Origin of the sequence: Micromonospora sp. URMC 106 (assembly GCF_051386395.1) — a bacterium.
Taxonomy (GTDB): Bacteria; Actinomycetota; Actinomycetes; order Mycobacteriales; family Micromonosporaceae; genus Micromonospora.
Genome location: NZ_JBPQTP010000101.1, coordinates 1 through 24,097 on the forward strand (window position 1 = coordinate 1; position 24,097 = coordinate 24,097).

The 24,097-nt window shown below is 75.0% G+C and carries 23 protein-coding genes; 9 read left to right on the forward strand and 14 right to left on the reverse strand.

Translation table 11 applies throughout. From position 1 onward, the window contains the following. Window positions 1-1,140: hypothetical protein (locus ACSNOB_RS25080; RefSeq protein ID WP_436688936.1), on the forward strand; the 1,140-nt coding region annotated here is incomplete at its 5' end. A 50-nt stretch (window positions 1,141-1,190) separates the two neighbouring features. Here the strand turns inward: ACSNOB_RS25080 and ACSNOB_RS25085 are convergent. Continuing rightward, window positions 1,191-1,943 (reverse strand): TetR family transcriptional regulator, encoded by a 753-nt coding sequence (locus ACSNOB_RS25085; RefSeq protein ID WP_436688938.1) that lies wholly within the window; start codon window positions 1,941-1,943, stop codon window positions 1,191-1,193. Between the two features lie 107 nt (window positions 1,944-2,050). Here ACSNOB_RS25085 and ACSNOB_RS25090 point away from each other — a divergent pair, with 107 nt between their 5' ends. The 4 genes from ACSNOB_RS25090 (at window position 2,051) to ACSNOB_RS25105 (ending at window position 6,407) form a co-directional block, all read left to right on the forward strand. Beyond that, on the forward strand, window positions 2,051-3,022 hold the full coding sequence (locus ACSNOB_RS25090) for an ABC transporter ATP-binding protein (RefSeq protein ID WP_436688940.1): 972 nt from the start codon (window positions 2,051-2,053) through the stop codon (window positions 3,020-3,022). Then, complete coding sequence (locus ACSNOB_RS25095) at window positions 3,019-4,644, forward strand: ABC transporter permease (RefSeq protein ID WP_436688942.1); 1,626 nt, start codon at window positions 3,019-3,021, stop codon at window positions 4,642-4,644. The genes ACSNOB_RS25090 and ACSNOB_RS25095 overlap by 4 nt, the downstream gene beginning before the upstream one ends. 389 nt (window positions 4,645-5,033) lie before the next feature. After that, window positions 5,034-5,741 carry a restriction endonuclease gene (locus tag ACSNOB_RS25100; protein ID WP_436688944.1) on the forward strand — a complete coding sequence of 236 codons (708 nt, stop codon included), beginning with the start codon at window positions 5,034-5,036 and terminating at the stop codon, window positions 5,739-5,741. 78 nt (window positions 5,742-5,819) lie between these two features. After that, window positions 5,820-6,407 (forward strand): hypothetical protein, encoded by a 588-nt coding sequence (locus ACSNOB_RS25105; RefSeq protein WP_436688946.1) that lies wholly within the window; start codon window positions 5,820-5,822, stop codon window positions 6,405-6,407. Between the two features lie 195 nt (window positions 6,408-6,602). On the opposite strand, the gene ACSNOB_RS25110 is transcribed toward ACSNOB_RS25105, so the two are convergent. Further along, on the reverse strand, window positions 6,603-7,616 hold the full coding sequence (locus ACSNOB_RS25110) for an ADP-ribosylglycohydrolase family protein (RefSeq protein WP_436688948.1): 1,014 nt from the start codon (window positions 7,614-7,616) through the stop codon (window positions 6,603-6,605). A gap of 249 nt (window positions 7,617-7,865) precedes the next feature. Between ACSNOB_RS25110 and ACSNOB_RS25115 the strand changes: the two genes are divergently transcribed. The 3 genes from ACSNOB_RS25115 to ACSNOB_RS25125 all read left to right on the forward strand — a co-directional run bounded on the left by ACSNOB_RS25115 (window position 7,866) and on the right by ACSNOB_RS25125 (window position 10,769). Further along, entirely contained in the window at window positions 7,866-8,861 is a 996-nt protein-coding gene (locus ACSNOB_RS25115; RefSeq protein ID WP_436688950.1) for a hypothetical protein, read from the forward strand. A gap of 234 nt (window positions 8,862-9,095) precedes the next feature. Then, entirely contained in the window at window positions 9,096-9,758 is a 663-nt protein-coding gene (locus ACSNOB_RS25120) for a HEAT repeat domain-containing protein (RefSeq protein WP_436688952.1), read from the forward strand. A 6-nt stretch (window positions 9,759-9,764) separates the two neighbouring features. Next, on the forward strand, window positions 9,765-10,769 hold the full coding sequence (locus ACSNOB_RS25125; protein ID WP_436688954.1) for a HEAT repeat domain-containing protein: 1,005 nt from the start codon (window positions 9,765-9,767) through the stop codon (window positions 10,767-10,769). A gap of 4 nt (window positions 10,770-10,773) precedes the next feature. Here ACSNOB_RS25125 and ACSNOB_RS25130 read toward each other — a convergent pair whose 3' ends face one another. Continuing rightward, window positions 10,774-11,073 (reverse strand): hypothetical protein, encoded by a 300-nt coding sequence (locus ACSNOB_RS25130; RefSeq protein ID WP_436688956.1) that lies wholly within the window; start codon window positions 11,071-11,073, stop codon window positions 10,774-10,776. Then, window positions 11,070-11,366, reverse strand: coding sequence for a DivIVA domain-containing protein (locus ACSNOB_RS25135; protein ID WP_436688958.1), 297 nt, complete (start codon window positions 11,364-11,366; stop codon window positions 11,070-11,072). The genes ACSNOB_RS25130 and ACSNOB_RS25135 overlap by 4 nt, the downstream gene beginning before the upstream one ends. Before the next feature lie 312 nt (window positions 11,367-11,678). Here ACSNOB_RS25135 and ACSNOB_RS25140 point away from each other — a divergent pair, with 312 nt between their 5' ends. After that, window positions 11,679-11,918: a winged helix-turn-helix domain-containing protein gene (locus tag ACSNOB_RS25140; protein ID WP_436688960.1), complete on the forward strand. Its 240-nt coding sequence runs from the start codon at window positions 11,679-11,681 to the stop codon at window positions 11,916-11,918. A 136-nt stretch (window positions 11,919-12,054) separates the two neighbouring features. On the opposite strand, the gene ACSNOB_RS25145 is transcribed toward ACSNOB_RS25140, so the two are convergent. The 10 genes from ACSNOB_RS25145 to ACSNOB_RS25190 all read right to left on the reverse strand — a co-directional run. Then, complete coding sequence (locus tag ACSNOB_RS25145; RefSeq protein WP_436688962.1) at window positions 12,055-12,807, reverse strand: HD domain-containing protein; 753 nt, start codon at window positions 12,805-12,807, stop codon at window positions 12,055-12,057. Window positions 12,808-13,030: 223 nt separating this feature from the next. Continuing rightward, window positions 13,031-17,215, reverse strand: coding sequence for a SpoIIE family protein phosphatase (locus ACSNOB_RS25150; RefSeq protein ID WP_436688964.1), 4,185 nt, complete (start codon window positions 17,213-17,215; stop codon window positions 13,031-13,033). A gap of 213 nt (window positions 17,216-17,428) precedes the next feature. Beyond that, the gene (locus ACSNOB_RS25155; protein ID WP_436688966.1) at window positions 17,429-18,193 is read right to left on the reverse strand and encodes a hypothetical protein; all 765 of its coding nucleotides are present in this window, start codon (window positions 18,191-18,193) and stop codon (window positions 17,429-17,431) included. 17 nt (window positions 18,194-18,210) lie between these two features. Beyond that, the gene (locus ACSNOB_RS25160) at window positions 18,211-18,669 is read right to left on the reverse strand and encodes a hypothetical protein (RefSeq protein WP_436688968.1); all 459 of its coding nucleotides are present in this window, start codon (window positions 18,667-18,669) and stop codon (window positions 18,211-18,213) included. Beyond that, window positions 18,666-19,595, reverse strand: a complete 930-nt coding sequence (locus ACSNOB_RS25165) for a hypothetical protein (protein WP_436688970.1) — start codon at window positions 19,593-19,595, stop codon at window positions 18,666-18,668. The genes ACSNOB_RS25160 and ACSNOB_RS25165 overlap by 4 nt, the downstream gene beginning before the upstream one ends. Then, complete coding sequence (locus ACSNOB_RS25170) at window positions 19,592-20,107, reverse strand: phage tail protein (RefSeq protein ID WP_436688972.1); 516 nt, start codon at window positions 20,105-20,107, stop codon at window positions 19,592-19,594. The genes ACSNOB_RS25165 and ACSNOB_RS25170 overlap by 4 nt, the downstream gene beginning before the upstream one ends. Continuing rightward, window positions 20,088-22,688, reverse strand: a complete 2,601-nt coding sequence (locus ACSNOB_RS25175; RefSeq protein WP_436688974.1) for a putative baseplate assembly protein — start codon at window positions 22,686-22,688, stop codon at window positions 20,088-20,090. Before ACSNOB_RS25175 ends, ACSNOB_RS25170 begins: the two co-directional genes overlap by 20 nt. After that, window positions 22,685-23,176: a GPW/gp25 family protein gene (locus tag ACSNOB_RS25180; RefSeq protein ID WP_436688976.1), complete on the reverse strand. Its 492-nt coding sequence runs from the start codon at window positions 23,174-23,176 to the stop codon at window positions 22,685-22,687. The genes ACSNOB_RS25175 and ACSNOB_RS25180 overlap by 4 nt, the downstream gene beginning before the upstream one ends. Next, complete coding sequence (locus tag ACSNOB_RS25185) at window positions 23,173-23,511, reverse strand: hypothetical protein (RefSeq protein ID WP_436688978.1); 339 nt, start codon at window positions 23,509-23,511, stop codon at window positions 23,173-23,175. The genes ACSNOB_RS25180 and ACSNOB_RS25185 overlap by 4 nt, the downstream gene beginning before the upstream one ends. Further along, window positions 23,511-24,097, reverse strand: a 587-nt coding sequence (locus ACSNOB_RS25190; RefSeq protein WP_436688980.1) for a phage baseplate assembly protein V, incomplete at its 5' end; no start/stop codon positions are given. The genes ACSNOB_RS25190 and ACSNOB_RS25185, both read right to left, overlap by 1 nt.

The following is a 24,097-nucleotide window of genomic DNA, read 5'->3' on the forward strand; positions in this document are numbered from 1 at the left end:
GGCCTGGGGGTGGGCTGGTGGGTGTACACGCGCGGAAGCGGCGCGTGGGTGCGGTTCTGCGTGGCCCGGCTCGTGCTCGCGGCGCGCGGACGCCTGCCGCACCGCCTGCTGGCGTTCCTCGACCACGCCGAGACGGTCGGCCTGGTGCGGCACGGCGCCGGCGCGTACCGGTTCCGGCACGGCCGCGTGCAGGGCAGGCTGGCGGCCGGCTCGCTGGCGGGGCGGCGGGGCAGCCGGCTGCGGGAGGAGTTCGGCGTCGAGCTGGCCCGGGCCGGGTACTGGTCGGAGGCGCTCGGCGTGTTCGCCGCCGTCACGCGGGCCCGCGCGGCGAGCGTCGGGCCGGCCGACGACCGCACGCTGACGTCGCTGCGCAGGGCGTTGCTGGTGGGCGCGGCGGCCCGCGAGTGGGGCCGGCTGGCGGAGCTGCTGGCCCCGGTGCCGGCGCCGCTCGCGCCCATCGAGGAAACGCCGCTGTGGGAGCAGCGCCGGCGGATCGCCGACCTGGTCGCCGGCGGGGCGCCGCTGGCGGAGCTGCGGACCGCCGGTGACGAGTTGGTCCGCGCCGAGGACCGGGCGGGCCGGCCGGTGGCCGCCACGAGGGAGTTCCTGGCGGTCGTGCGCTACGCCGAGGGCGACGTCGACGCGGCCCGGGCGGACCTGGGGCGACTGGTCGTGGCGGAGAGCGCCGGCGACGCCCAGGGCCACCCGGCGCCCGTCGGCGCGGGGCTGCTGGCCCGGACCATCCTCGACGCGGACGGGGACGTGGCCGCGGTCGTCGCCATCTGCCACGAGCAACTGCTGCTGGCCGACGATCGCGGCGACCCGGCCGACCCGCTGGTGCTCGCGCAGACCTGGGGCTGGTCGGTGGCGGTGATGCGGCGGGTCGTCGACGAGCGGGCGGAGCTGCGCGACCGGGTCCGTGCCGCGCTCGCCGCGCAGCGGGCCCGCGCCCGGCGCATCCAGGTGACCCGGCGGGAGCTGGCGGAGATCGGGTTGCAGGCCTGCCACGCGGTGATCGGCCATCCGACGCTGGGGGCGCTCGCGGTGGCCGCGGCCCGCAGGCTCGCCGACGTGCTGGACGCCCCGGAGATCGTGGCGCGGACGGTGCGCCGCGGCGCACCGATGTGGCACGACGACTGAGCCGCCGACGACCGACCTATCGTCTCAAAAACATCTCGTAATCCGTCTCATTATTGCGCCGACGCGGCGTCGAGGTGGCGGTAGACGGTGGCCCGCGAGACACCCAGGGCGGCGGCGATCTCGTCCGCCGAGTGGCTGCCCTCGGCATGCATCCGCCGGGCCGTCTCCACCTGCTCCGGGCTCATCGCCCGCGGCCGGCCGGGCCGGCGCCGGCCCCTCGACGCGCCGCCGTCCGCGGGCGCGCCGGCGCCCGACGGCGGCACGCCGTCCAGCAGGCGGTGCACGCCGTCCAGCATGTCGGCGCGCAGCACCTCGTCCGGCACGTCGGTGAAGAAGACCACCGGGTCGCTGCACGCCGCGACCGCCTGCACCGCCCGGACCCGCTCCCGCCGGCCGGCGTCCGGCCCGGCGATGAGGTCGTTGGCCCGCATCGCGATCCCCATCAGACGGTGGTACGTGTCCCCGCGCGTGATGAGGGCGATGTCGTGGAAGAGCATGCCGAGCGGGCGGCGGTGGGCCAGCATGGTGTCCACCCAGCCCTCCAGCACCACCCGGCGGGCCCGCTCGGCCGGTAGCCCCCCGGCCCGGTCCAGAAGCGCCTCCAGGTCGGCGAGCAGCGGCTCGACCAGGGCCGCGAGCAGGTGCTCCTTGGCGGGGAAGTGGTAGAGGATCGCGGCCTTGGTCAGCCGCAGCCGCTCACCGATCTGGCGCAGCGAGGTGCGCTGGTAGCCGTGTTCGGCGAACAGGTCGAGCGCGGCGCGCAGGATCCGGGTCCGCGTGTCGTCGGGTGCGTCGACGGTCATGCCGGCAAGGGTAGCCGCGTCTGACCGGTGGGTGGCAGCACTGTTGATCCGACTGACCGGCGGTCAGTACAGTGGAGTGGTCTGCACCGCCAGCGGCAGGAGGGGTCATGCCCGTCATCTCCATCGACAACCTGGTCAAGACGTTCGGCAGCGTCCGGGCGCTCGACGGACTGGACCTGCGGGTCGAGGCGGGGGAGGTGCACGGCTTTCTCGGACCCAACGGCTCCGGCAAGTCCACCACCATCCGCATCCTGCTCGGCCTGCTGCGCCGCGACGCGGGCGACGTGCGGGTCTTCGACGCCGACCCGTGGCGGGAGGCGGTCGCCCTGCACCGCCGGCTGGCGTACGTCCCCGGCGACGTGAACCTGTGGCCGAACCTCTCCGGCGGCGAGGCCATCGACCTGTTCGGCGAGCTGCGTGGCGGGCTCGACCGGCGCCGCCGCGACGCCCTGCTGGAGCGCTTCGACCTCGACCCGACACGCAAGTGCCGTACCTACTCCAAGGGCAACCGGCAGAAGGTGGCCATCGTCGCGGCCTTCGCCTCGAACGTCGAGTTCTACGTGCTCGACGAGCCCACCTCCGGGCTCGACCCGCTGATGGAGGCCGTGTTCCAGGACGAGGTCCGCCAGCTCAAGCGCGACGGGGCCACCGTGCTGCTCTCCAGCCACGTGCTGGCCGAGGTCGAGGCGCTCTGCGACCGGGTCAGCATCATCCGCGAGGGCCGCACCGTCGAGTCCGGCACCCTCACCGAGCTGCGCCACCTCACGCGTACGGCGGTGACGGTGGAGACCGCCCGCCCGGCGACCGGCCTGGCGGACCTGCCCGGCGTCCACGAGGTGCGCGAGGTCGACGGGCGCACCCACCTGGAGGTCGAGCCCGCCCACCTCGACGAGCTGCTCGGGCACCTCGTCCGCTTCGGGGTCCGCGCCCTCACCAGCGCCCCGCCCACCCTGGAGGAGCTGTTCCTGCGCCACTACGGCGACGAGCGCGCCGCCGTCGCCGCGTGGCCTTCCGGACCGGTGACGGACCGGGACGACCACCACCGGGCGGGCGCCGACCGGCAGGCGGGCGCCCGATGAGCGCGTTCACCGGCACCGGGCGGCTCGCCCGGCTCGTGCTGCGCCGCGACCGGGTCCGGCTCGCCGTCTGGGTGCTCGGCACGCCCCTGCTCGGCTACGCCCTCGCCGGCAGCGTCAAGGGCTTCTACCCGGACGAGGCGGCGCGGGCCGGGTACGCCACCACGTCGGCGTCCAGCCTGGTCGCCCGCGCGTTCAACGGGCCGATCGCCGGCACCGACCTCGGCGCGGTGGTGGTCGCCGAGTCGTACGTCACGCTGGCCCTGCTCGCCGCGCTGCTGAGCACCTTCGCGGTGGTCCGGCACACCCGGCAGAACGAGGAGACCGGCCGGGCGGAGCTGCTCGGCGCCTCCGCCGTCGGCCGGTACGCGCTGCTCACCGCCGCCCTGCTGGTCGTCGTCGCGGCCAACGTTCTGGCCGCGGCCCTGCTCGCCGTCGCCCTGGCCGGCGCCGGGCTGCCGCTCGCCGGGTCCGTCGCCGCGGCGGCCGCCGTCGGCGGGGTCGGCGTGGCCTTCACCGGGGTCGCCGCCGTCACCGCCCAGATCCCCGTCACGTCCCGGGGCGCGAACGCGCTGGCCGCCGCCGCCGTCGGGATCGCCTTCCTGCTCCGCGCCGCGGGCGACGTGCTGGGCGAGCAGACCGACGGCGGCACGCGGGTGGTCAGCGCCTGGCCGTCCTGGCTCTCCCCGCTCGGCTGGGGCAACCAGGTCCGCGCGTTCGGCGGCGAACGGTGGTGGACGCTGGCGCTGCCCGTCGCGCTGCTGGCCGCCGGCGTGGCGCTCGCCTACGCGCTCGCCGAGCGGCGGGACGTCGGCGCCGGGCTGGTCGCGCCCCGGCGGGGGCCGGCGACGGCCGCGCCCCGGCTGCTCAGCCCCGCCGGGCTGGCCTGGCGGTTGCAGCGCGGCGCGCTGCTCGGCTGGGCGATCGGGGTGGCGGTGCTCGGGTTCTCGATGGGCATCGCCGGCGACGAGTTCAACGCCATGATCGAGGAGAACCCGGCCGCCGCCGAGGCGATCAGCGCGCTGGGCGGCGGCGCGAAACTGATCGACGCGTACCTGGCGGCGATGCTGGGGCTGTTCGCGCTGACCATCGGGGCGTACGTCGTGCAGGCGCTGCTGCGCACGCGCGGCGACGAGACCGACGGCGTGCTGGAGGCGGTGCTGGCCACGGCGGTGAGTCGCACCCGCTGGCTGGCCACCCAGGTGGCCGCCGCGACGCTCGGCGCGCTCGCCCTGGTGCTGCTGGGCGGCCTCGCCACCGGGCTGGGCTACGGCGTCGTCGCCGGCGACCCCCTAGGCCAGGCGGCCGAGCTGGGCGCGGCGGCGCTGGTGCGGCTGCCGGCCCTGCTGGTGGTGGCCGGGGTGGTGACGGCGCTGTTCGGGCTGCTGCCGCGCTGGTCGGTGGCGCTTTCCTGGGCGGCGCTGATCGGGTTCCTGCTGCTCGGGCAGCTCGGCGCGGTGCTCGACCTGCCGCAGGCGGCGCTGAACCTGTCGCCGTACACCCACGTGCCCTCGGCGCCGGCGGTCGACCCGGCGGCGCTGCCGCTCGTCGTGCTGACCGCGATCGCGGCGGCGCTGCTCGCGGCCGGCCTGACCGGCTTCCGCCGCCGCGACGTCCCGAGCTGACCCGGCCGCACCCGCGCTGCGCGGCCCGCCCGGCCGGCCGCCGCGCGTCGGGCACCGGCGGGTCGCGTCGGGCACGCGTCGGGGTGCGCAACTTCGGGGAAATAGTTGCCTCGCGGGCTGTCGGAGGCCGCTATTTCGCCGAAGTTGCGCGCAGCACGGGATGGACGCGGATCACCAGCACATGCGTCGTCCGTCCTGGCCGCCACTTCTGATCGAGGCCGTCCCGAGGGTCGCAGGAAGGCGGTCGGACGTCCTTCGGTGGCCCGCGCTCCACGGCCGACCTGCGGCCGATCCGCGAAGTGACGGGTAGCCGACAGTGGCGACGTGCGTGCACCGTGTGTGTCACACCGGGGCGGGAAGCTGGGTGCCCGACCCCTGGGAGGTGCCCCATGCCGTACGTGAGGTCGCACGTCCGCCGGAACGGGGCCCGGGTGCGGGCCCACTACCGCAGGCGGCGGCCCGCCCGCGGCGCAAGGCCCGCGCGGCGTGGCCGTTCCGGAAGCCACTCGGGGAACGGCTGGGTTCTCGCCCTCGGCGGCGCGGCCGTCGTCGCCGTCGCCCTGATCGTCGAATTCGTCGAGCAGCACCCCTACTGGTCGGCTCTCTCGGCCGTCGTCGCCGTCGGGGTCGCCACCGTCCTGTTGTCGGTCCGGGCCAGGCAGGTGGCACGTCGGCGGGCCGAGCAGGCCGAGCGTGACCGGGCCGTCGCGGTGACCGACGCGATGACCGGGGCGGAGTTCGAGCAGTGGGTCGCGAGGCTGCTCGAAGCGTCCGGGTTCCAGCACGTCCGGGTGCGGGGCGGCGCCGGGGACCGGGGAGCGGACGTCACGGCGATCGCCCCGGACGGCCGGCGCGCCGTGGTGCAGTGCAAGCGGCAGAGCCCCACGAACCGGGTCGGCAGCGCCGCCATCCAGCGGTTCGCCGGCACCTGCCGCCAGGTGCACGGCGGTGAGCTGTGCATGATCGTCACCAACGGGTTCTTCACCGCCGGTGACGGCGTGCGGCTCGCTCGACAGCTCGGCATCGTGCTGGTCGACCGGCGCGTGCTGGAGACCTGGGCCTGGACGCGTACGCCGCCCCCCATCCTCGGCGGGTGACCCGGACGGGCGGCTCGGGCCCCGCACCCGAGGCGGGCGGGCCCCCGGCCCTTGCCGCCGGCTGGCAGGCTCGCAGCCATGGGAAGCGTCATCGCGCAGTTGCCCGCCCTGATCGGCGTGCTGATCGGCACCATCGGCACGATCGTCGCCACCTCCGTCGCCGATCGCACCCGGTGGAAGCGGAACCAGTCCGTTCGCTGGGACGATCGGCGGCTCGACGCCTACATCGAGTTCGCGCGGGTCATCAAGGAGATCCACGCCGTCGCCGTGCGCATGCTCACCGATGAGCGACCCCACTCGCGCGGGCACCGGATGGACCGGGAGGAAGGCCTCGCCCGCCTGGCCGACGCGGACGTCCGGCACACGCTGGCCTGGGAGAGCGTCCTGCTGCTCGGGGACGCCTCGACGGTGTCGGCGGCCCGCGACTGGCGGGACGCCGTGTGGCGGATCGAGCGGGTGGCCCGGGGGCTCACCCAGGGGGACGACCACGCCGACCTGCTGCACCGGGCCAACGAGGCGCGCGACCACTTCTACCGCGCCGCCCGGGGCGGCCTCGGCGTCCGTGGCGGTTCTGTCGCCCAGGCCACGGTGCTGGAAGCGAGGCTTGACGAGATCCGGGCGAGCGGGGCGTCGCGGCGGACGCCGGAGACCTCCGCACAGGCTTGACCCTCGGGGTTTGCGTTGGTGCGAAGGGCGAGCGGCGGGTCGGCGCCCGCTGTTCGGTGCCGGCCTGATCCCTGGGCGGCACGGCGACCGGTGGCGGCGCTGGCGGCGGCCGGTCCCGCCGTGGCCCGCCCGAACGGGTGGCGGGTCCGGCAACGGCCGCCCCGCCGCCGGCGACGGGATCACCTCCACCCGACGTCAGCCGGGGTAGCGGGTCCGCCAGTAGGGATCGGTCGGGGGGAAGTACTCGCCTCCCGAAGGGCTGTCGTGAAGCTCGGTGACGAGGTCGCGGGCGAGCGTGTCGGCCGTCCAGGCCAACTCCATCCGGGACAGCCAGTCGACGGGGAGCGCGTCCGGCCCGTGCGCCGTACCCAGCAGGGCGCCGGCCACCGTCGCGGCGTGGCCGCCGTCGCCAGCCGAGGCGGCGAACGACAGGGCCTCGCGCACCGTCTCCCGCCCCGGGAAGCAGGCGACGGCATAGACCCCACCGGCCAACGCGGAAACCGCTCTCGCGTCGGGTGCGAGGCGGGTCAGCTCGCGCAGCGCGGCGGGGCCCGACCCGGCGGCGGCCAGGGCGGGAGCCAGGGACCGCTCCGCCGTCTCGGACCAATCCCCGGGGTCCCGCACCACGCTCTCCAAGGCCGCCACGAGTTGACCTCCCGCGGCGAGGAGGCGAACCACCGCCCCAGCCAGCCCGGCCGCACCCACGGCGTCACCCGCGTGCGTGAGGGCGGCCATCTCCGCCGCATCGCACGGGTAGAGGCCGACCGGCAGGGTCCGGGTGAGTGCGTGCGCCCCGGTGCTCGTGCCGTTCGGGTCGTCGATCGTGCCGATCTTCCGCCGTTGCAGCGCCGCCACCGTCGCCGGCGCCGATCCACGCCGCTCCGCCAGCGCCGGCACCTGCGTCAGCCAGCCCGCCGGCCAATGGCCCTCGCCGCTGACCTCGAAGCCGGGGATGCCCTGGATCGCAGCCCAGCCCCGGTACGACTCCCACACCACGCTCGGCGGGTGACAGATGCCCCGGTGCCTGTGGCGGACGTGGGCGCGGATCAGGCCGTCGACGGTGAAACAGGCGAGCTGCCCGGCGCTGGTCGCCCGCAACGGCCCGGCCGCCGGCACCCTGCCGCCCGTCGCGCCGACGGCGTCACCGAGCATCAGCCCGAGCACGCAGCCCCGAGCGGTCGCGAGCTGCTCCGCCGTCACCGTGGTCATCCCGTGCAGCATAGGAGCTGGTGTCACGGGGCCGTCCCAGGCGGGGTCGTTCGCGCGACCGCCCGTCGAGGGCATTGCCCGTACGCCCACCGAGGGGAGAAGATCGGGGATCCTCCCGATGCCGACGCCGTTGCGGTTGCGGAGTATCGGGGCGTGAGTAGACGTACGCCTGGACCGCCCGGGGCGATCGACGCCTCGCCACCGACGGGAGCGCCCCCCGGGCGGCGACGGACGCCGGTAGGGACACGTGTGCTGGTCAGGGATGCGATGGCCGCCGACCGGTTCGACCTCTTCGTCGTCAGCGCCGTGGTCGCCGTCCTGGCCACCAGGGTCTTCCTCAAGATGACCGGCTTTCCGCAGCTCGGTGGCGGCGGTCTGCATGTGGCCCACGTGCTGTGGGGTGGGTTGGGCATGCTGGCGGGCCAGCTGCTGTCCATGCTGTTTCTCGGCCCTGCGGCGAAGAACGCCGCCGCGGTCCTCTCCGGCGTGGGCTTCGGCCTGTTCATCGACGAGGTGGGCAAGTTCGTCACGGCGGACAACAACTACTTCTACGAGCCGGTCGCCGCCATCGTCCACGGCACCTTCGTGGTGGTCTACGTCCTGGTCAGGCTCGGCGTCGTGCGGCGACCGTTGAGCCAGCGAGAACGCCTCGCCAACTCCGTCGAGCAGGTGGCGGACGACCTCGCCAGAGCCGCCGACCGGGCCGAGTACGAGCGGGCGTTGCACCGCCTCCGGCTGCTCGGTGACGCCGGAGCATCCGTCGCGGTGGGGCCACCGAATGCCCGGCCCGCGCCGACCTCGCCGCGGTCCACACCACACCGGCTGCGCGTGCTCTGCCGCTCAGCGTGGAGCCGCTTCTGCCGTCGGCCGTTCGTCCACCGTGCCGCCGCGCCGGCGGTCGTGCTGTTCACGCTGATCTCGCTGGGCCGCCCACTGGTGCTGCTGTCGAGGAACGCGACCGTGTCGAACGCCGTGTACGCGGCGTTCGCGTCCGCCTCTTTCGCGCTCGCGGTCATCGGGCTGTGGCGGTGGAACAGGGGACGGCTCGCGTCGGCGCTCGGCCTGTTCGAGGTCGCACTGATGGTGCAGGTGCTCGTCGTGCAGGTCTTCTGGCTGCTGGACAGCGAATTCGCCGGCGTCCCACTGGTCACCTGCAACCTGCTGCTCCTGGCCCTGTGCCGAACGCTCACCCGGGAAGGGTCCGCGATCGGAACGGCGAGTCACCGTCACCTGCTGACCTGCTGACCTTTATCCCGTGCGGCGGCCTCGGCGTGGCGGAGTAGGGAGAGCAGTTCCCTCCCGCCTCGGTGCGGGCTCCGGTCGCCCATGTGCCGCAGGGCATCCTGAAGGAAGCCGCGGACATGTTCCGACGCCACGGGCTGCCGCAGTGGACGTGATGGCCTGGCCGTCGCACGGCACCGCTTGACCTTGACACAGTGACAAGGCCTTGACTGTGGCCGAGGAGGTGGTCCGACAACCATGTCGAAACAAGACACGGATACGGTTCGAGCTCTCCGGGGGCTGGAGCACGGTAATTCGTCCGTGCGGCTGCGGGCGGCGCTGGCGGTCGGTACGACCCCAGACCCGCGGTTCATCGACAAGCTCATCGAACGTTGCGCGATCGAACCCGAATTCTACGTGCGCGAGATGCTGACGTGGGCACTCACCCGGCACCCGGCATCCATGACGGTTCCCAAGCTCGTCGACGAACTCCGCTCGGAGCGGGCGCGGGCACGAAGCCAGGCGTTGCACACGCTGTCCAAGATCGGGGATCGGCAGGCGTGGCCGGCGATCACCCGGGCGCTGCTGGCCGACGCCGACGACGAGGTGGCGCGGAGCGCCTGGCGAGCAGCGACCGTACTCGTGCCTGAGGGTGAGGAACCGGAGTTGGCCGGAGTGTTGGCGACACAGCTCGGGCGCGGCGAGCGGGAGACGCAGTTGAGCCTCAGCCGGGCGCTGATCGCGCTCGGTGAGGTGATCATGCCGATCCTGCGCGCCGCGACGACGGATCCCGACCCGCGCGTACGTCAGCACGCGATCGCCACCGAACGGCTGTTGCGCGACCCGGATGCCGGATTCGAGTTCGCTATCGAGGAGGCCAAGCGCATCGTGGCCCTCGGCAGGACCAGCCAGGAGGGATGAGAGGCAGTGTTGATCGGTGAGGTGGCACGACGGTCCGGGGTCAGCGCCCGCATGCTCAGGCACTACGACTCGCTCGGCCTGCTGCGGCCCACCGGTCGTACCAATGCTGGCTATCGCGAGTACTCCAGCGAGGACATCCGGCGGATCTTCCACATCGAGAGCCTGCGGTCGTTGGGGTTGTCGCTGCGTGAGGTCGGGCGCGCGCTCGACGATCCCGGCTTCACGCCCTCGGAGCTCGTCGACGACCTCATCCGCCAGACGCGAGAACGCATCGCGGCGGAGACGGAGTTGCTCACCCGACTGCGTCGGATCGGTGCCGCGGAACCCGCCGCCTGGGAGGACGTCCTCCAGATCGTCGCGCTACTCCAGGCGTTGGGGTCGGAGAGCGCCGGAAAACGCCAGCGCGCGGCCCTGTCCTCGGTCGAAGAGGTTCCGGTGCCGGTGGAAGCACTGGTCGATGCGGCGTTGAGCGAGACGGACCCGAACGTCGCCGGAGCCCTTCGATGGGCTCTGGCGCGATCGGGCGACGGCGGACTGGCGCTGCTGGCCGAGGGCCTCCGCTCATCCGCGGCCGAGGTGCGGAAACGTGCCGTCCAGGCCATCGCCGAGATCCCGAACGGTCAGGCGACCGTACTGCTGCGGGAGGCCCTCGCCAGCCCCGACATCGTGGTCCGCAGGCATGCGGCTCTGGCGCTCGGGGCACGTGGCGGAGCCGACGCGATCCCGACGCTCATCGACATGGTCGTCGAGGAGGCGAATGACGTCGACGCGGCCGATGCGCTGAGCGCGTTGGCGGGTGATCCCGCGTTGGCGGATCAGATCGCTACCAGGCTCGTGGATCGCCTCGCCCACGGCGCCGCTGAATCGTCCACCCGTCGACGGCTGACACAGGCGCTCGCGGATATCCCGGGGACCACGGCGTCACGTGCCCTCGCGGATCTGTCGCGTGACGCAGACCGTGCCGTCGCGCTCACCGCGGCGTACATCCTCAAGCTGCGCAGCGCGCGATAGCGAATCACGGCACTTGGCTGAGCATGTCCTGGCACCGTCGGGAACCCGCGCTTGTATGCGCGCATTGTGGGGTCGGCGGGCCGACGATGGGGCGGAGGCCGGTGAGTTGGACGTAGATCTCGCGCTTCGCCGTGGCCTCGCCGCGACGGTCGAGGACGTAGCCGGTCAGCCAGCTCCAGCCGGCGTACGTCGGCTGGTCGCAGACCGAGACGACGCGGAAGGTCAGGGCGCGGTCCCCGCCGAACTGCACCGAGGCGCGGCCGTCGACGACGAGCAGGTCGCCGGGGGAGGGTCGCGCGGTCACCAGTGGCCTGGGTGGTGGTGGTGGTACTCCTGCGGCGGCCGGCACTCCCGCGCGTGCATGGCCTGCCAGTCGCGCAGCGCCCGCCTGATCCGGTCGTTCTCCTGGCTGAGCAGCCGCACCGTCTCGTTGAGCATGGCCAGCTCGTCGGCCACCCGGGCCTGGAACTCGCGTACCTCCACGGGGTCGACGCCGCGTCGACGCGCGGCGAACTCGCGGGTCCGCACCTCGTGCGGCGTCAACCGGCCCGGGTAACCGGCCGGGTAGGGCCTTCCACCTCGATACACCTGAGCCACGACGATCCTCTCTGCGGGCAGGCGGGAGCGCAGAGGCTCCTCGCGGTGGGTATGGAAGGGCGGGTCGTCCGCGAGGGCCGGCGGACGACCCGCCCGCTCCACCGCCGCAGCTCTGTTCAGCGGTACGACAGCAGAGCAGCCCGGCGGGTCGGGACGGGCACGGACACCCGCCCCGACCAGGGGGATGAGCCAAACTCGTTGCCACGCGAGGATCGGCTCTCAATCAACTTAGCTAGACATGTCAGTCAAGTCAACGCTGCTTGTTAGGCGCGTCGCGGTGTGATCGAATCGGATTGCCACGCGAGGAGTGCCATGCGAGAAGTGCCGGACTACTGGCGCATTGCCGACGATGTGATCGCCGACGTCAGGTCCAAGAAGCTGAAGCCGGGGGACAAGCTGCCCTCGATCGCCGAGATGCGCGAGAGCTACGGCGTCAGTCACGGAACGGTGCAGATGGCCTATGCCCGACTGGAGGCGCTGCGGGTCATCCGTCGTCACCAGGGCAAGGGTGTCTTCGTGAACGATCCCAAGCTCTGGATGCGCGAGCCGTGATCGTGTCGCTTGTGGAGGTGCCGGCCGCCGGGCCGACCGACCGAACGCGGACTTCCAGGTATGGCAATCGACACTGGCTACGAGGCGGCCTGACCCGCAGTCGAGGTTGAGCCTCAACCGGTCGTGAGGGATGCGGTCAGTTCGGGTGTACCGGCTGGTCGAGGATGGCGCTGAAGCGTTCCTCGGCCAGGTCGAGCTGGTCGAGGATGTGCCGCTTCACCGGCGCCGACAAAGGAGTGTCCGGCCGGGTGACGAGGTCGCGGTAGACCGGCACCAGCGGCCGGTACTTGCGGGCGGACGAGGTCACCTTCGGCCCGACGGTGTGGATGACGCCCACCCCGTTGTCGGTGAAGTCGGAGATCTTGATGACCCGCGCCCACAGCTCCCGGTCCAGGCTGGCTGCCACGTGCTCCCGGTACTGGACGTGCTTGTCGCGCGCCGGGTCGTACGCCGGATTGGTCACCGCCGCGACCAGGCGCGCCACCCGCGGACCGAACCGCTCGGCGAGGACGGCCAGCGCGGCGGCGGTGGCGTCCTCGCCGGCGTGCGCCCCGGCCATGTCGCCGGAGGACGACGCAGCCAGCTCGTCGGGGTGGTCCTCCACGGCGTCGTGCAGCAGGCCGGCGACGATCACGTCGACGTCGCGGACCTGGTAGTGGTGCATCATCCGGATCGCCACCCGCAGCAGGTGGTTGAGGTAGGGCTCGCGCACCCGCCGGTCGTCGCGGTGCAGCTCGGCGGCGAGGTCGAGGGCCTCGGTGAGCCGCCCCTGGGCGGCCTCGTCGAACGCGCGCACCTCCAGCCGGAACCGGGCCAGCAGGCCGGGCTCGCCGTGGATCTCGGTGATCGCGTGCATCGGCATGGTGGCCAGGTAGGCGGGAAACTCCATGCGCCACTTATAGCCGATCTTCACCATGCCGCGGGCCCCTGGCGTCGCCCACCCGACGCGCCGGCCGCGGTCGACACCCATCCGACGCGCCGGCCCTGGCCGCCACCCACCCGACGCGCCGGCCGCGGTCGGCGCCCACCCGACGGGCCGGCCCCGGCCGTCGCCCACCCGAGCGCCGGCGCCGGGCGACACCCGCCCGACGGGCCGCGTCCTGCGGGGAGCGTCAGGCGGCCGAGACGCGCTTGACCAGGCGTACCGTGGTGCCGTCGGCGCTGCCGTCGACGGTCGCCTCGTCCATCAGGCGGGCCATGATCAGCCGACCGCGGCCCCGGTCGCTGTCGTCCGGGGTGGTCTCCCGCCAGCCGCCGGTGTCGCTCACCACCACCTCCAGCCGGTCGGCGCGCAGCCGCCCCCGGACCGTGACCGACGCGCCCGGGGCGAACCGGTAGCCGTGTTCGATCGCGTTGGCGCACGCCTCACCGGCCGCGATCAGCACCGCGTCGACGTCCGCCGCGCCGATGCCGAGGCCGCCCAGCCACTCCCTGAGGGCCTGCCGCGCCGGCGCGAGCTGTCCGGGGTCGGCCGTCAGCGCCGTGGCGAAGGCCGAGGGCTCGCGGTGCCGGTAGACCAGCACCGCCACGTCGTCGTTGCGGGTGTCGGGCAGCAGGTCCCGGACCATCCGGTCGGCCAGCTTCCCCTCGGGCAGCTCGCGGCCCTGGGTGAGCGCGGCGACCGCCCGGGAGATGCCGGCGTCGATCAGCTCCCGCCGCCGCTCGATCAGGCCGTCGGTGTAGAGCAGCAGCGTCGAACCGGGCCGCAGCCGCGCGCCGGCCTCCGGCCGCCCGGGCACGGCGACGCTGGCCAGCGGCACCGAGCCGGCGCGGGTCAGCAGGTCGGCGGAGCCGTCCGGGTGCACCAGGATGCCCGGCGGGTGACCCGCCGACGAGTAGCGCAGCACGCCCAGCGTACGGTCGATGATCGCGCAGAAGACGGTGGTGCAGGCGCCGCCGGGCACCATGCGGGCGAAGTCGTCCAGCGCGGACAGCACCTCCGCGGGGCTCTTGGCCTGCAACAGCAGGGCACGGGAGGCGCTGCGTAGCTGGCCCATCACCGTGGCGGCGGGCAGACCGCGGCCCACCACGTCGCCCACCACCACGCCCACCAGGTCGCCGGGGAGCTGGACCACGTCGTACCAGTCGCCGCCGACCTCCAGTGGCGCCACCGCCGGCTGGTAGCGGGTCGCGAAACCGGCAGGCAGGTCGACCGGGCCGAGCATCGCCCGCTGCATGGCCAGGGCCACCGTCCGCTGCGTCTCGAACGCCCGCGCGCGGACCAGCGCCTGGGCCAGCGCGGCGCAGAGCTGGCGCACCAGCGGCCGGTCCACCGTGGGCACCGGCCGGGGCGGGTCCAGCTCCAGCCACACCCCGCCGGGCGGGCCACCCGGCTCGATGCGGGCGCCGAGCGCGCTCACCCGGCCCGCGTCGTCGAGGACCAGCCGCGGTTCGCCCTCGGCGGACAGCCCGTCGAGGGCCCGCTGGACGGGCTCGGTCAGCGTCAGCCCCTCGGTCACCACCAGCGGGGTGCCGGCGGCGTCGGCGCAGACGGCCAGGCCACGGGTGCCGGCCAGCAGCGTGCACAGCTCGGACAGGCCGGCCTCGAGCACCTCGGCCACGTCGGTGGCGCGGGCGAGCCGGCCCGAGAGCGCGGCCAGCGCGGACTGCCGCGCGGTGGCCTCCACCTCGGCGGTCACGTCGCGCAGGGTGGCGACGTAGAGGCGGCGGCCGCTGCGCGGCTCCCGCAGCGAGTTGTAGACCGCCTCGGCCCAGACCCGGTGCCCGTCGGCGTGCCGCAGCGGCAGGGTGACCCGCCCCCGCTCGGTGTCCCGGGCGGCGCGCAGCACGCCGGTGAGGCGCCGGCGGTCGGCCGGCTCGGCCCTGACCTTCGGCCACCAGGGGTGCGGCGGCGCGACCGGCGTCGCCAGCCGGGCGACGCCGACCAGGCGGCAGAACGCGTCGTTCGCCTCGATCAGGGTGCCGTCGGCGTCGATGACGGCGAACGCGTCCTGCAACGACTCGATCAGCGCGGCCCGCCAGCTCGCCTCCTCGGTGCGCAGCCGGGCCAGCTCCAGGTGCGCGCCGACCCGGGCCAGCAGTTCGTCCGAGAAGAACGGCTTGGCCAGGTAGTCGTCGGCCCCGGCCCGCAGCCCCTCCACCGCGGCCTCCTCGCCGGCCCGGGCGGAGAGCATGAGGATCGGCAGCCCGGCGGTGCGGCGGTCGTCGCGCAGGGCCCGGACCAGCCCGAAGCCGTCCAGCCGGGGCATCATCACGTCCGTCAGCACCAGGTCCGGCACCCGCTCGGCGATCCGGTCGAGCGCCTCCCGGCCGTCGGCGGCGGCGACCACCCGGTGGTGTGGCGCGAGCAGGCTCGTCAGGAACGCGCGCGCGTCCGCGTTGTCGTCTACCACCAGGACGGTGGCGGCGTCCCGAGGCCCGTCGCCGGCCGCGTCGGCGCCCGCGGGCGCGGCCTCGGGGAGCCAGCGCAGGGCCTCGGCGAGGTACGGCTCGCGGGCCGGCTCGTCGGCCGTCGAGGCCCCGCCGGCGGGTGCGCCGCCACCCGCGCCGGCGGCCCCGACGGCGGTGGCCCGGCCGTACGGCAGCCGGACGGTGAACGTCGAGCCCTCGCCCTCCACGGAGCGCACACCCACCTCGCCGCCGTGCAGCCGGACCAGCTCCTGCACCAGGGCCAGCCCGATGCCGGTGCCCTCGTGCGACCGGCCGCCGGCGCCGCGCACCCGGTGGAACCGGCGGAACAGCAGCGGCTGCTGGTCGGCCGGGATCCCGACACCGGTGTCCTCGACGGTCAGCGTGACGTGCCGGTCGTCGCCGCGCAGCCGCAGCCGCACCGCCCCGGCGAGGGTGTACTTCAGCGCGTTGGAGAGCAGGTTGACCACGACCTTCTCCCACATGTCGCGGTCCACGTACGCGGTGCGCGGCAGCGCCGCCGCGTCCACCTCGTAGCCGAGCCCGGCCTGGCGCATGGCGTACGCGAACGACTCGGCGACGCCGACGGTGAGCGCCGGCAGGTCGGTCTCCACCCGCTCCGGGTCCAACCGGCCGCCCTCGATGCGCGCGAAGTCGAGCATGTCGTCGACCAACTTGCGCAGCCGGCCCGTGTTGCGGTGCACCAGCTCCAGCCGTTCGCGCTGTGCCGGGGGCAGCGGCTCCCGCCGGTCGGCGAGGCTCTCCCGCACCGGGCCGGCGATCAGGGTCAGCGGGGTGCGCAGTTCGTGGCTGACGTCGGTGAAGAACTCGGTCTTCGCCGCGTCCAGCTCGGCCAGCGCCGCGGCCCGCCGCCGCTGCGCCTCGTACGCCAGCACGTCGCTCAGCGCCGTCGAGACCCGGTTGGCCACCAGGTCGAGGAAGTGCCGGTACGGCTCGTCGAGCGCCAGGTAGGGGCTGACGCCGACCACGAGCACACCGACGGGCCGGTCACGCCCCGTCGCCAGCAGTGGCAACGCCAGCGCCTGCTGCACCGGCTCCGGGCCGCCCGTCCCGGCGGGGTGCGGCGCGTCGCCCGCCCGACCCGCCAAGCCGGTGACCACGCGCGGCCGTCCGGCACGCAGCGCCTCCGCCACCTCGGGCAGCCCGTCCAGGGCGGCCGGCCGCCCGGCCGGGCCCGACGCCCCGAAGCCGGCCACCGGGCTCGCCTCGTCGCCGGTCAGGAGCAGGCCGCCCTCCGCCCCGTCCGATGGCCGCTCGTCGCGCAGCAGGATCGCGCCGACCGGGATGTCGGTGGGGCTGCCGGTGAGCACCCGGACGACCGCCCGGGCCGCGTCCCGGGCGCTGTCGGCCTCGGCGATCGACAGCTCGCCCAGCTCGCGCAGCAGGGCCAGCCGCCGCTCGCCGACCACCCGGGCGGTCACGTCGGAGGTGGCGACGAAGACGCCGCCGACCCGCCCGTCGCCGGCGTGGATCGGGCTGTAGGAGAAGGTCCAGTACGACTCCTCGAGGTAGCCGTGCCGGAGCATCAGCAACAGCTGGTTCCGTGAGTAGACGGGCTCGCCGGCGGACGCCCGCTCGGTCATCGGGCCGACCACGTCCCAGATCTCCGCCCAGCACTCCCGGGCGGCCTGCCCGATCGCCTCCGGGTACTTGTCGCCGAGCAGCGGCGTGTACGCGTGGTTGAAGATCTGCACCAGCTCCGTGCCCCACCACAGCAGCATCGGGATCTTCGACGGCAGCACGGTGCGCACGGCGGCGCACAGCTCCGCCGGCCAGCCCGCCACCGGCCCGAGCGGGGTGGCCGCCCAGTCGGTGGCCCGGTGCGCGGCGCTGGTCGGGTCGTCGCCGGGGAACAGGTCGTGGACGGACGCCCCGTCGACCGCTCCGACGCGCTGCTCGAAGTCCACGTCCGGCCCCCTGCCCCCTGCTGATTCCCGGGTCGCAAGCAGCCGCACCGTGCCCCTCACCGTCCCGCCGGAGGCACATTTCCCCACCGGGGCACCGGTTGAACCGTCCACCGACGTGACCCGACCCGCACCCGGGGGGTCGTTCCCGCCGTTCGTTTCCCCGGCGTACCGGATCGGGCGGACTCTGCCCCGCGCGGACCCGGCGGGCGGGGGTCAGCCGCCGGAGCCTTCGGCGGCGGCGCCGGTGACGCGGACCGCCTTCACGACGGCCGGGATCGACCCGATGAGCAGCACCAGCCCCCAGACGAGGGCGACCACGGCGAAGAGCAGCGCGCCGAGGTCGTCGACGACGCTGACCAGGATCACCGGCACCAGCCGGTGCAGGAACTCCAGCACGACGGTGCACAGCAGCGCGGTGAGGGCGAGCAGCACCAGTCCCTTGTTCTGGGCGAAGCGGGGCTGGGCCGCCACGAGCAGCCCGGCCCAGGCGAGCTTGAGCAGCAGCACCAGCCCGAGCAGGACCGAGGCGTCACCGACCGGGAAGAACCCCCACAGCGCCAGGTAGGCCAGCGTGCCGAACGGCGGGGCCAGGAACAGCGACACCATGACGGTGAGTTCGACGAAGGCGACCAGCAGCGCGACGAACGCCACGATGATCAGCACGATCGAGAAGACGAGCGTGGCCACGCCCTGCACCCGCCCCTGGACCCGGTCGGGCAGCACCAGGCTCAGGCAGAACAGCCCGGTCGTCCAGACGGCGACCGCGTCGACCAGCGCCAGGTAGCCGGTGCCCCGGCCGGCCGGCTCCCTGACCCCGGACACGTCGGCGACCTCCACGCCGAGCGCCCCGGCGCTGTCCCGCAGCGCCGCGCCGGCGTCCCCGCCGCCGGTGAGCAGCCCGGCGCCCAGCTCGACGCCGAACGCCAGGCCGACGGCGAGCATCGCCAGCAGCAGGAACGGCTTCCGCAGCTCATCCATGTCGCGCCTCTCGATGGTCAGGACGTGGCGACCGTGACCGTGCAGGTGCCGAGGCCGGGGCAGCGCAGCAGCACGTCGGTGGCGCGGTCGACGGCGATCCGGGCGACCGCCCCGGTGCCGTCCCCGGCCGGCGTGACCTCGTCGCGCACGGTGAACTCGGCGTCGCCGGGCGCCGGCGCCTCGACCGTGAACGACGCCGCGCTGCGCAGGACCAGCGTCCGCAGCTCGCCCGGGTCGGCGACGCGCAGCACGCAGCCGCCGGCGAAGACCAGCCGCCCGCCCTCGGCGCAGTCGGCGCCGACCGTCGCCGGGTCCACCGCGGCGCGCTCGCCGCCGAGCCGGCCGAGCCGCTCCACCAGAGCGGAGCGGGCGCCGGGATCGCCCCGGTCGTCCCGGCCGGCGCCGACGGCGACCGCGAACAGCGCCACCAGCAGCACACCCAGCGCCGCGAGCAGCGCCTTCTGCCCGCCGCTCATCGGGCGTCGGCCGGCGCGACGACCTCGGTGAACCGGATCGCGTCGACGCCGGCGAAGTAGCGGTCCGTGCCCTGGGTCTTGCCGACCACGACGAGGGTGACCCGGTGCGGTCCCCTGGTCAGGGCGACGGTGCCGACGTCCAGCCAGTCCGTCCTCGTCACCGTCGGGGTGAAGCCGAGAAACGCGTCGCCGACCTGCGCGCCGTCGACGGTGAAGACCGTGTTGGCGTAGTCGAACGACGTGGTCCGGATCGCGGCGAGCCGCCAGGTGCCGTCGGCGGGGATGTCCACCGTCACGGTCACCTGGTCGCCGATGGCGAGGCCCAGGAAGAACAGTTGCGCGTCCTCCGACCAGATCACCCCGCAGCAGTTCGGCTGCACCACCGCCTTCGCCGCCGAGCCCTGCGGCGAGCGCACCTCGGCGCCGGGCACCAGCCGCTCCGCCTCGACCGTGACCACCCGTGGCTCGGCCGGCGCCGGCTCCCCGTCGCGGGCCACCAGCCACACCACCGCCGCGCCGACGACGAGGACGAGCGCCGCCGCCGCGGCGATCCACGGCCACGGCGTACGCCGGGGCGGGGCGACCGCCCGGACCTCGTAGGTGACCCGCCCGCTGGAGCGGGAACTCTCCTCCGGCGCGGTGTTCGCCGAGTACGCGAACCCGGTCATGTCGTAGCGCCGGGGCGCGGTGCCGGGCGGCACGGCCAGCCGGACCAGGAACGAGACGGAGCCCTGCCCGGGCACGACCCGCTGCGGTTCGGTGACGGTGAACCAGGACCGCTGCGTGCCCTCGCCGGGCGCCACGTCGAAGACGACGGTGTCCGGGGCCGGGCCGGGGTTGGAGACGGTGAAGGTCAGCTCGCCGGTGTTGCGGGCGTCCAGGGTGAACTGCTCGGCGGCGGCGACGACCGCCCACTCGGTGGTCATGGTGGCTCCTCTGCGACGACGATCTCGGCGGTGGCCGACGCGGGCTTCTCCGCCTCGACGATGCGGGTGATCACGGCGAGCTGCCCGGCGGCGGCCGGCGGCACGGTGACCACGACGTGGAACGGCCGGTCGGCCGGCTCCTCCAGCGCGAAGCCGGTCAGCCCGGTGGCGACCTCGAGGGCCTTCCGCATGCCGTACGGGGTGCCCCGCCAGCGGGCCAGCAGCGCGCCGTGGGCCACCAGGTCCCGCAGCCGGCCCGGCATCAGCGGCGCCGGGGCGTCCGGCCGGGGCGCGGCGGTCACGTGGTCCATCGCCACCCAGCGGGCCAGGTACGCGACCATCCCGTCCGGCGCCCGGTACGGGTCGAACAGCGCGTCGACGTCGGCGAGCACCGCCTCGTCCGGGGCGTGCAGCGCCTCCATGACGTCCAGCAGCGCCCACAGCACGCTGCCCGGCACGCTGGCCCGCTGGTACGCCGCGGGCAGCAGCCGCTCAATCGCCGCGCGTCGCATCCTGCCGCACCACCTCGATGTCGTGCTCGCCGGAGCAGAGCAGCCAGGTGTCGGGGACGGTCACCACGTCGGCGGTGGCCTGGTTGGCGCTGGCCGCCCAGTCGACCCCGTCGGCGCTGCGGTGCACGCCGCGCTCGCCGCCGGCCAGGATCAGCCGGTCCGGCCCGCCGGTCGCGGCGACGGCGTCCACCGGCACGAACCGGGAGCGGTCCCGCAGCGGCAGCCCGCAGTTGACCATCACCGGTGCCCACTGCGGCGCGGCGGCGAGGGTGTCCAGCCGCAGCACCCCGCCGCTCTGCGTCGCGGCGACCGCGAGCGGGCCGGCGAACGCGAGATCCCGGCAGGTGCCGCCGACCCAGCCGGCCTGCACCGCCTGCCACCGCACGTCGGATTCGAAGAGCCGGGCCCGCCAGCAGCCCTGCCCGGGCTTCTTCGGGTCCGGCTCGCCCGCGCCACTCCACAGCAGGGTGGCCGGGCCGTCGTACTGGACGGCGAGCACCCGGTTGTCGACGTTGGCCAGCCCGACGTGGGCGAAGCTGCCCGGGCGGCCGGCCTGGGTGGACAGGTAGACCCCGAACCCGGCCTGCGCGGCGACCGCCACCCCCGGCGCGCCCCGCTCCGAGACGAACGCGCGGACGGCGTAGAAGCCCCGGTCGGCGTCGCCGGGGTCGACCAGGATCTGCAACGGCACCGCGCCGGGCAGCAGGGAGACCTCGTACAGGCCGGTGTCGGTGGCGACCAGCAGCGCGCCCGCGCCGTCCCGGTCGATCCAGGCGAGGTCGGTGATCCGCGAGTCCAGGTCGGTCAGCAGCGACCAGGTCTCGCCCAGGTCGGTGCTCAGGTGCACCCGGGACCCGCCACCGGCGCGAACGGTGGCCACCGCCACCGAGCCCGGCCGGGGGACGACGCCGGGACGCGCCGGGGCGGGGGCGGGCGTCACCCGCAGCACCGTCTCGCCGTCGTCGAACCGGCCGGCCGGCTCCCAGCCGGCGCCGGCGTTGGTGGAGCGGAACAGCACCGGCCCGCGCCCGGCGTACCAGGTCCGCGGCTGGTACTGGTCCACGGCGAGGGTACGCACCTCCGCGTCGGGCGCCTCGTCGACGACGAAGCGGACCGACTCGACGTAGCGCACCCCCGGCTCGGCGTGCTCCAACAGCCGGTACACGTTGGACGCGCGCAGCGGCTCACCGAACGCCCAGCCGGCCGGGTTGACCGGGGTCGGCAGCGGGTTGAGCGTGGAGTGCAGCCGGTCGTGGATGCGCCGGCGGACCGCCTCGACGTCCTCCTCCCGCCGCACGACCACCCGGGCCCGGACCGACACCGCCTTGTAGCGGGCCCACGTCGCCCGGCACGAGGTGCCCAGGGCGCGGCGGCGCTCCAGGTCCGCATCGACCCGGGCGCGGGCCTGCTCCACCTCGTGCTCCCGCAGCACCGCCACCGGCAGTCGCCCGCCGGGGCGGGCCGCCTCCGGCACGTACGGCACCAGCACCACCTCCACCTCGCCGGGTCGGGCGAAGCTGTAGACGGCGGCGCGGGTGAAGGCCCGGGCCCGGGCGACCGCGCCGGAGCCGGTGGCGAGCACCTCGAAGTCCCGGGCGGTGACCGCCCGCTGCTGCGCGAAGAACTCGTACGGGCCGCGCAGCAGCGCCGACTCCATGGACTCCATCTCCCGCCCGCCGGCCGCCGGCGCGGGGTTGTCGACCCGGACGCCGGGCAGCGGGTCGCGCAGGCTGGTCAGCGTCCCGGCCGCCACGTTGCCGGCCGGCCCGCCGCCCGCCCGGTACCAGAGCCGGACCTGCCGGCCGGCCGGCGGCACGGCGGCCACGGTCACCGGGCCGTCGGCGGCGGGGGCGGCCGGGTCGCGCAGGTCCAGGGCGGGGGCGAAGGTGACCGTCCCCGAGCAGCGGTCGACCAGGTAGACCCGGTCCTGTGGGCCGAGCCCGGCGAAGCTGTCCACCGGCCGCCAGATCTCGAAGGTGCGGCCGTCGTGCTCCCGGGCGGCCGCGCCCAACTGGACCGTCCCGGCCGGCACCTCGACGCCGAGCAGCAGGTCGAGCGGCTCGGCCGTGCGCGCCAGCGGCGCCCGGGCGGCGCGCAGCACCTGACCGGGCTGCCCGGTGCCGACCCCGAGCAGCTCCGCCTCCACCGGCTCGCAGTGGTGCATCCGGACGGTGACCTCGTGCTGCCCGGCCGCCAGCAGCGCCGGCTCGGTGGTGACGAAGACGACCGGCCGAGGGTCGGCCCCGCGCGCGGCGGCCACCCGGGTGCCGGCGGGAATCCGGATCGGCCCGCGGTCACCGCCGCCGGCCCGCGTGAACCGCACGTCCGCCCAGGCCACCGTGGGGGCGTGCCGGGCCACCCCGAGCAGGTTGAGGAACGCCACGTACGCCTTCTCGGGCAACTGGTTGAGCCGGTAGATCATCACCTCGGTGAGGTGCGCGAACGCCTCCAGCAGGGCGACGCCCGGGTCGTGCGCGGACAGGTCCGTCCAACCCGGGCAGGACTGCCGGATCCGCTCCCGGGCCTCGGTGACCAGGTCCAGGAAGGCGCGGTCGTCCAGGTGCGGCACGGGCAGCGTCATGACGCCCCTCCCTCCGGTGGCACGCGACCGGGCGGCGGCGGGCCGCACGCGGCGCCACCGCCCCCCTGGTCCGGGTCGTCGTCGGCGGGCAGCAGGTCGACGGAGAACACCAACTGCCCCGGCGCGAGGCTGGCCCGGATCCGGTAGTCGAGCCGGATCACCAGCCGCCACGGGGCGTCCGGGTCGGGACCGGCGTCGACGTCGAGGACCTCCACCCGGGGCTCCCACCGGGCGACGGCCGCCCGGACGTAGTGGATGGCCAGCCCCGCCGTGGTGTCGTCGTTCGGCGCGAAGACCAGCCGGTGCAGCCGGGAGCCGTAGCCGGGGCGCATCAGCCGCTCGCCCGGGGTGGTGGAGAGCAGCAGGAACAGCGCCTGGCGTACGGTCTCGTCGCCCTCGGTCATGGCGAGGCCGCCGGCGGCCGTCAGCGCGAGCCCGCCGCCGCGACCGGGGTCGAAGCCGGCGCCGACGAACCGGAAGGCCCTCACCGGTCCGCTCCCAGGAAGCCCTGCCGGGGGTCGCGCACCCTGTGGTGGACCAGGCCGGGCGGGGTGCCGTCGGTGAACCCGTCGAGGTGCGACAGGACCACCCGGTGGCCGCCGACGCGCACCCAGTCGCTGTAGCCGACCCGCACCCGCAGCGTCTTCGCGCACGGCTTGACCGTCGGTCCGTAGTTCGGGCAGGCGGTGATCTCCCGCCCCTCCGGGTCGTCGTCCACCAGCACCGGCACGCCGGCGACCGTCACCCAGTCCTGCGAGGCCCGGTTGCCGACCCGCCCGTCGTGGTCACACCTGATCACCGAGTCGCGGTGGATCCAACGCATCAGCCGCCTCCTTCGTGGTGGGCGCGGGCCAGCGTGCGGGCCCGCTGCGCGGCGGTGGCCGGATCCTCGGTCGCCTCCGCGTGCAGGAAGTCCACGCTGCGGGCCCGCACGACCATGGCCCGGCCGGGCGCGGAGAGCACCAGGTCGGTCGCCGCGTGCAGGGTGGCCAGCTCGGGGGTCAGCTCCAGCCAGCTGCCGCCCTCGGTGGCGAGCCGCAGGCTCTTCGCGGCGTCGTCGAGCACGATCGACTGGCCGCCCGCCGTCCGCAGCGACCAGCGCCGCGCCCGAGCGTCGTCGATCCCCGCGTCGTACGCCCCGGCGGCGCCGAACAGCGCGCCGAGCACGATCCCCGACGCCGGCTCGCCCCCGGGCAGCACCACCAGCACGGCGTCCTCCGGGTCCGGCAGCGCCACCAGTCCCTTGCCGGGGCCGGCCCCCGGGCAGAGCACGGCCAGCCACCCGGCGTCGAGCCCCCCGTACGCGGGCAGCTCGACCCGGGCCCGGCCCAGCCCCTCGGGGTCGGCCACGTCGGTGACCCGGCCGAGGGTGACCACGGCCGGGGCGGGCGGCCCGGCCGGCGGGGCGG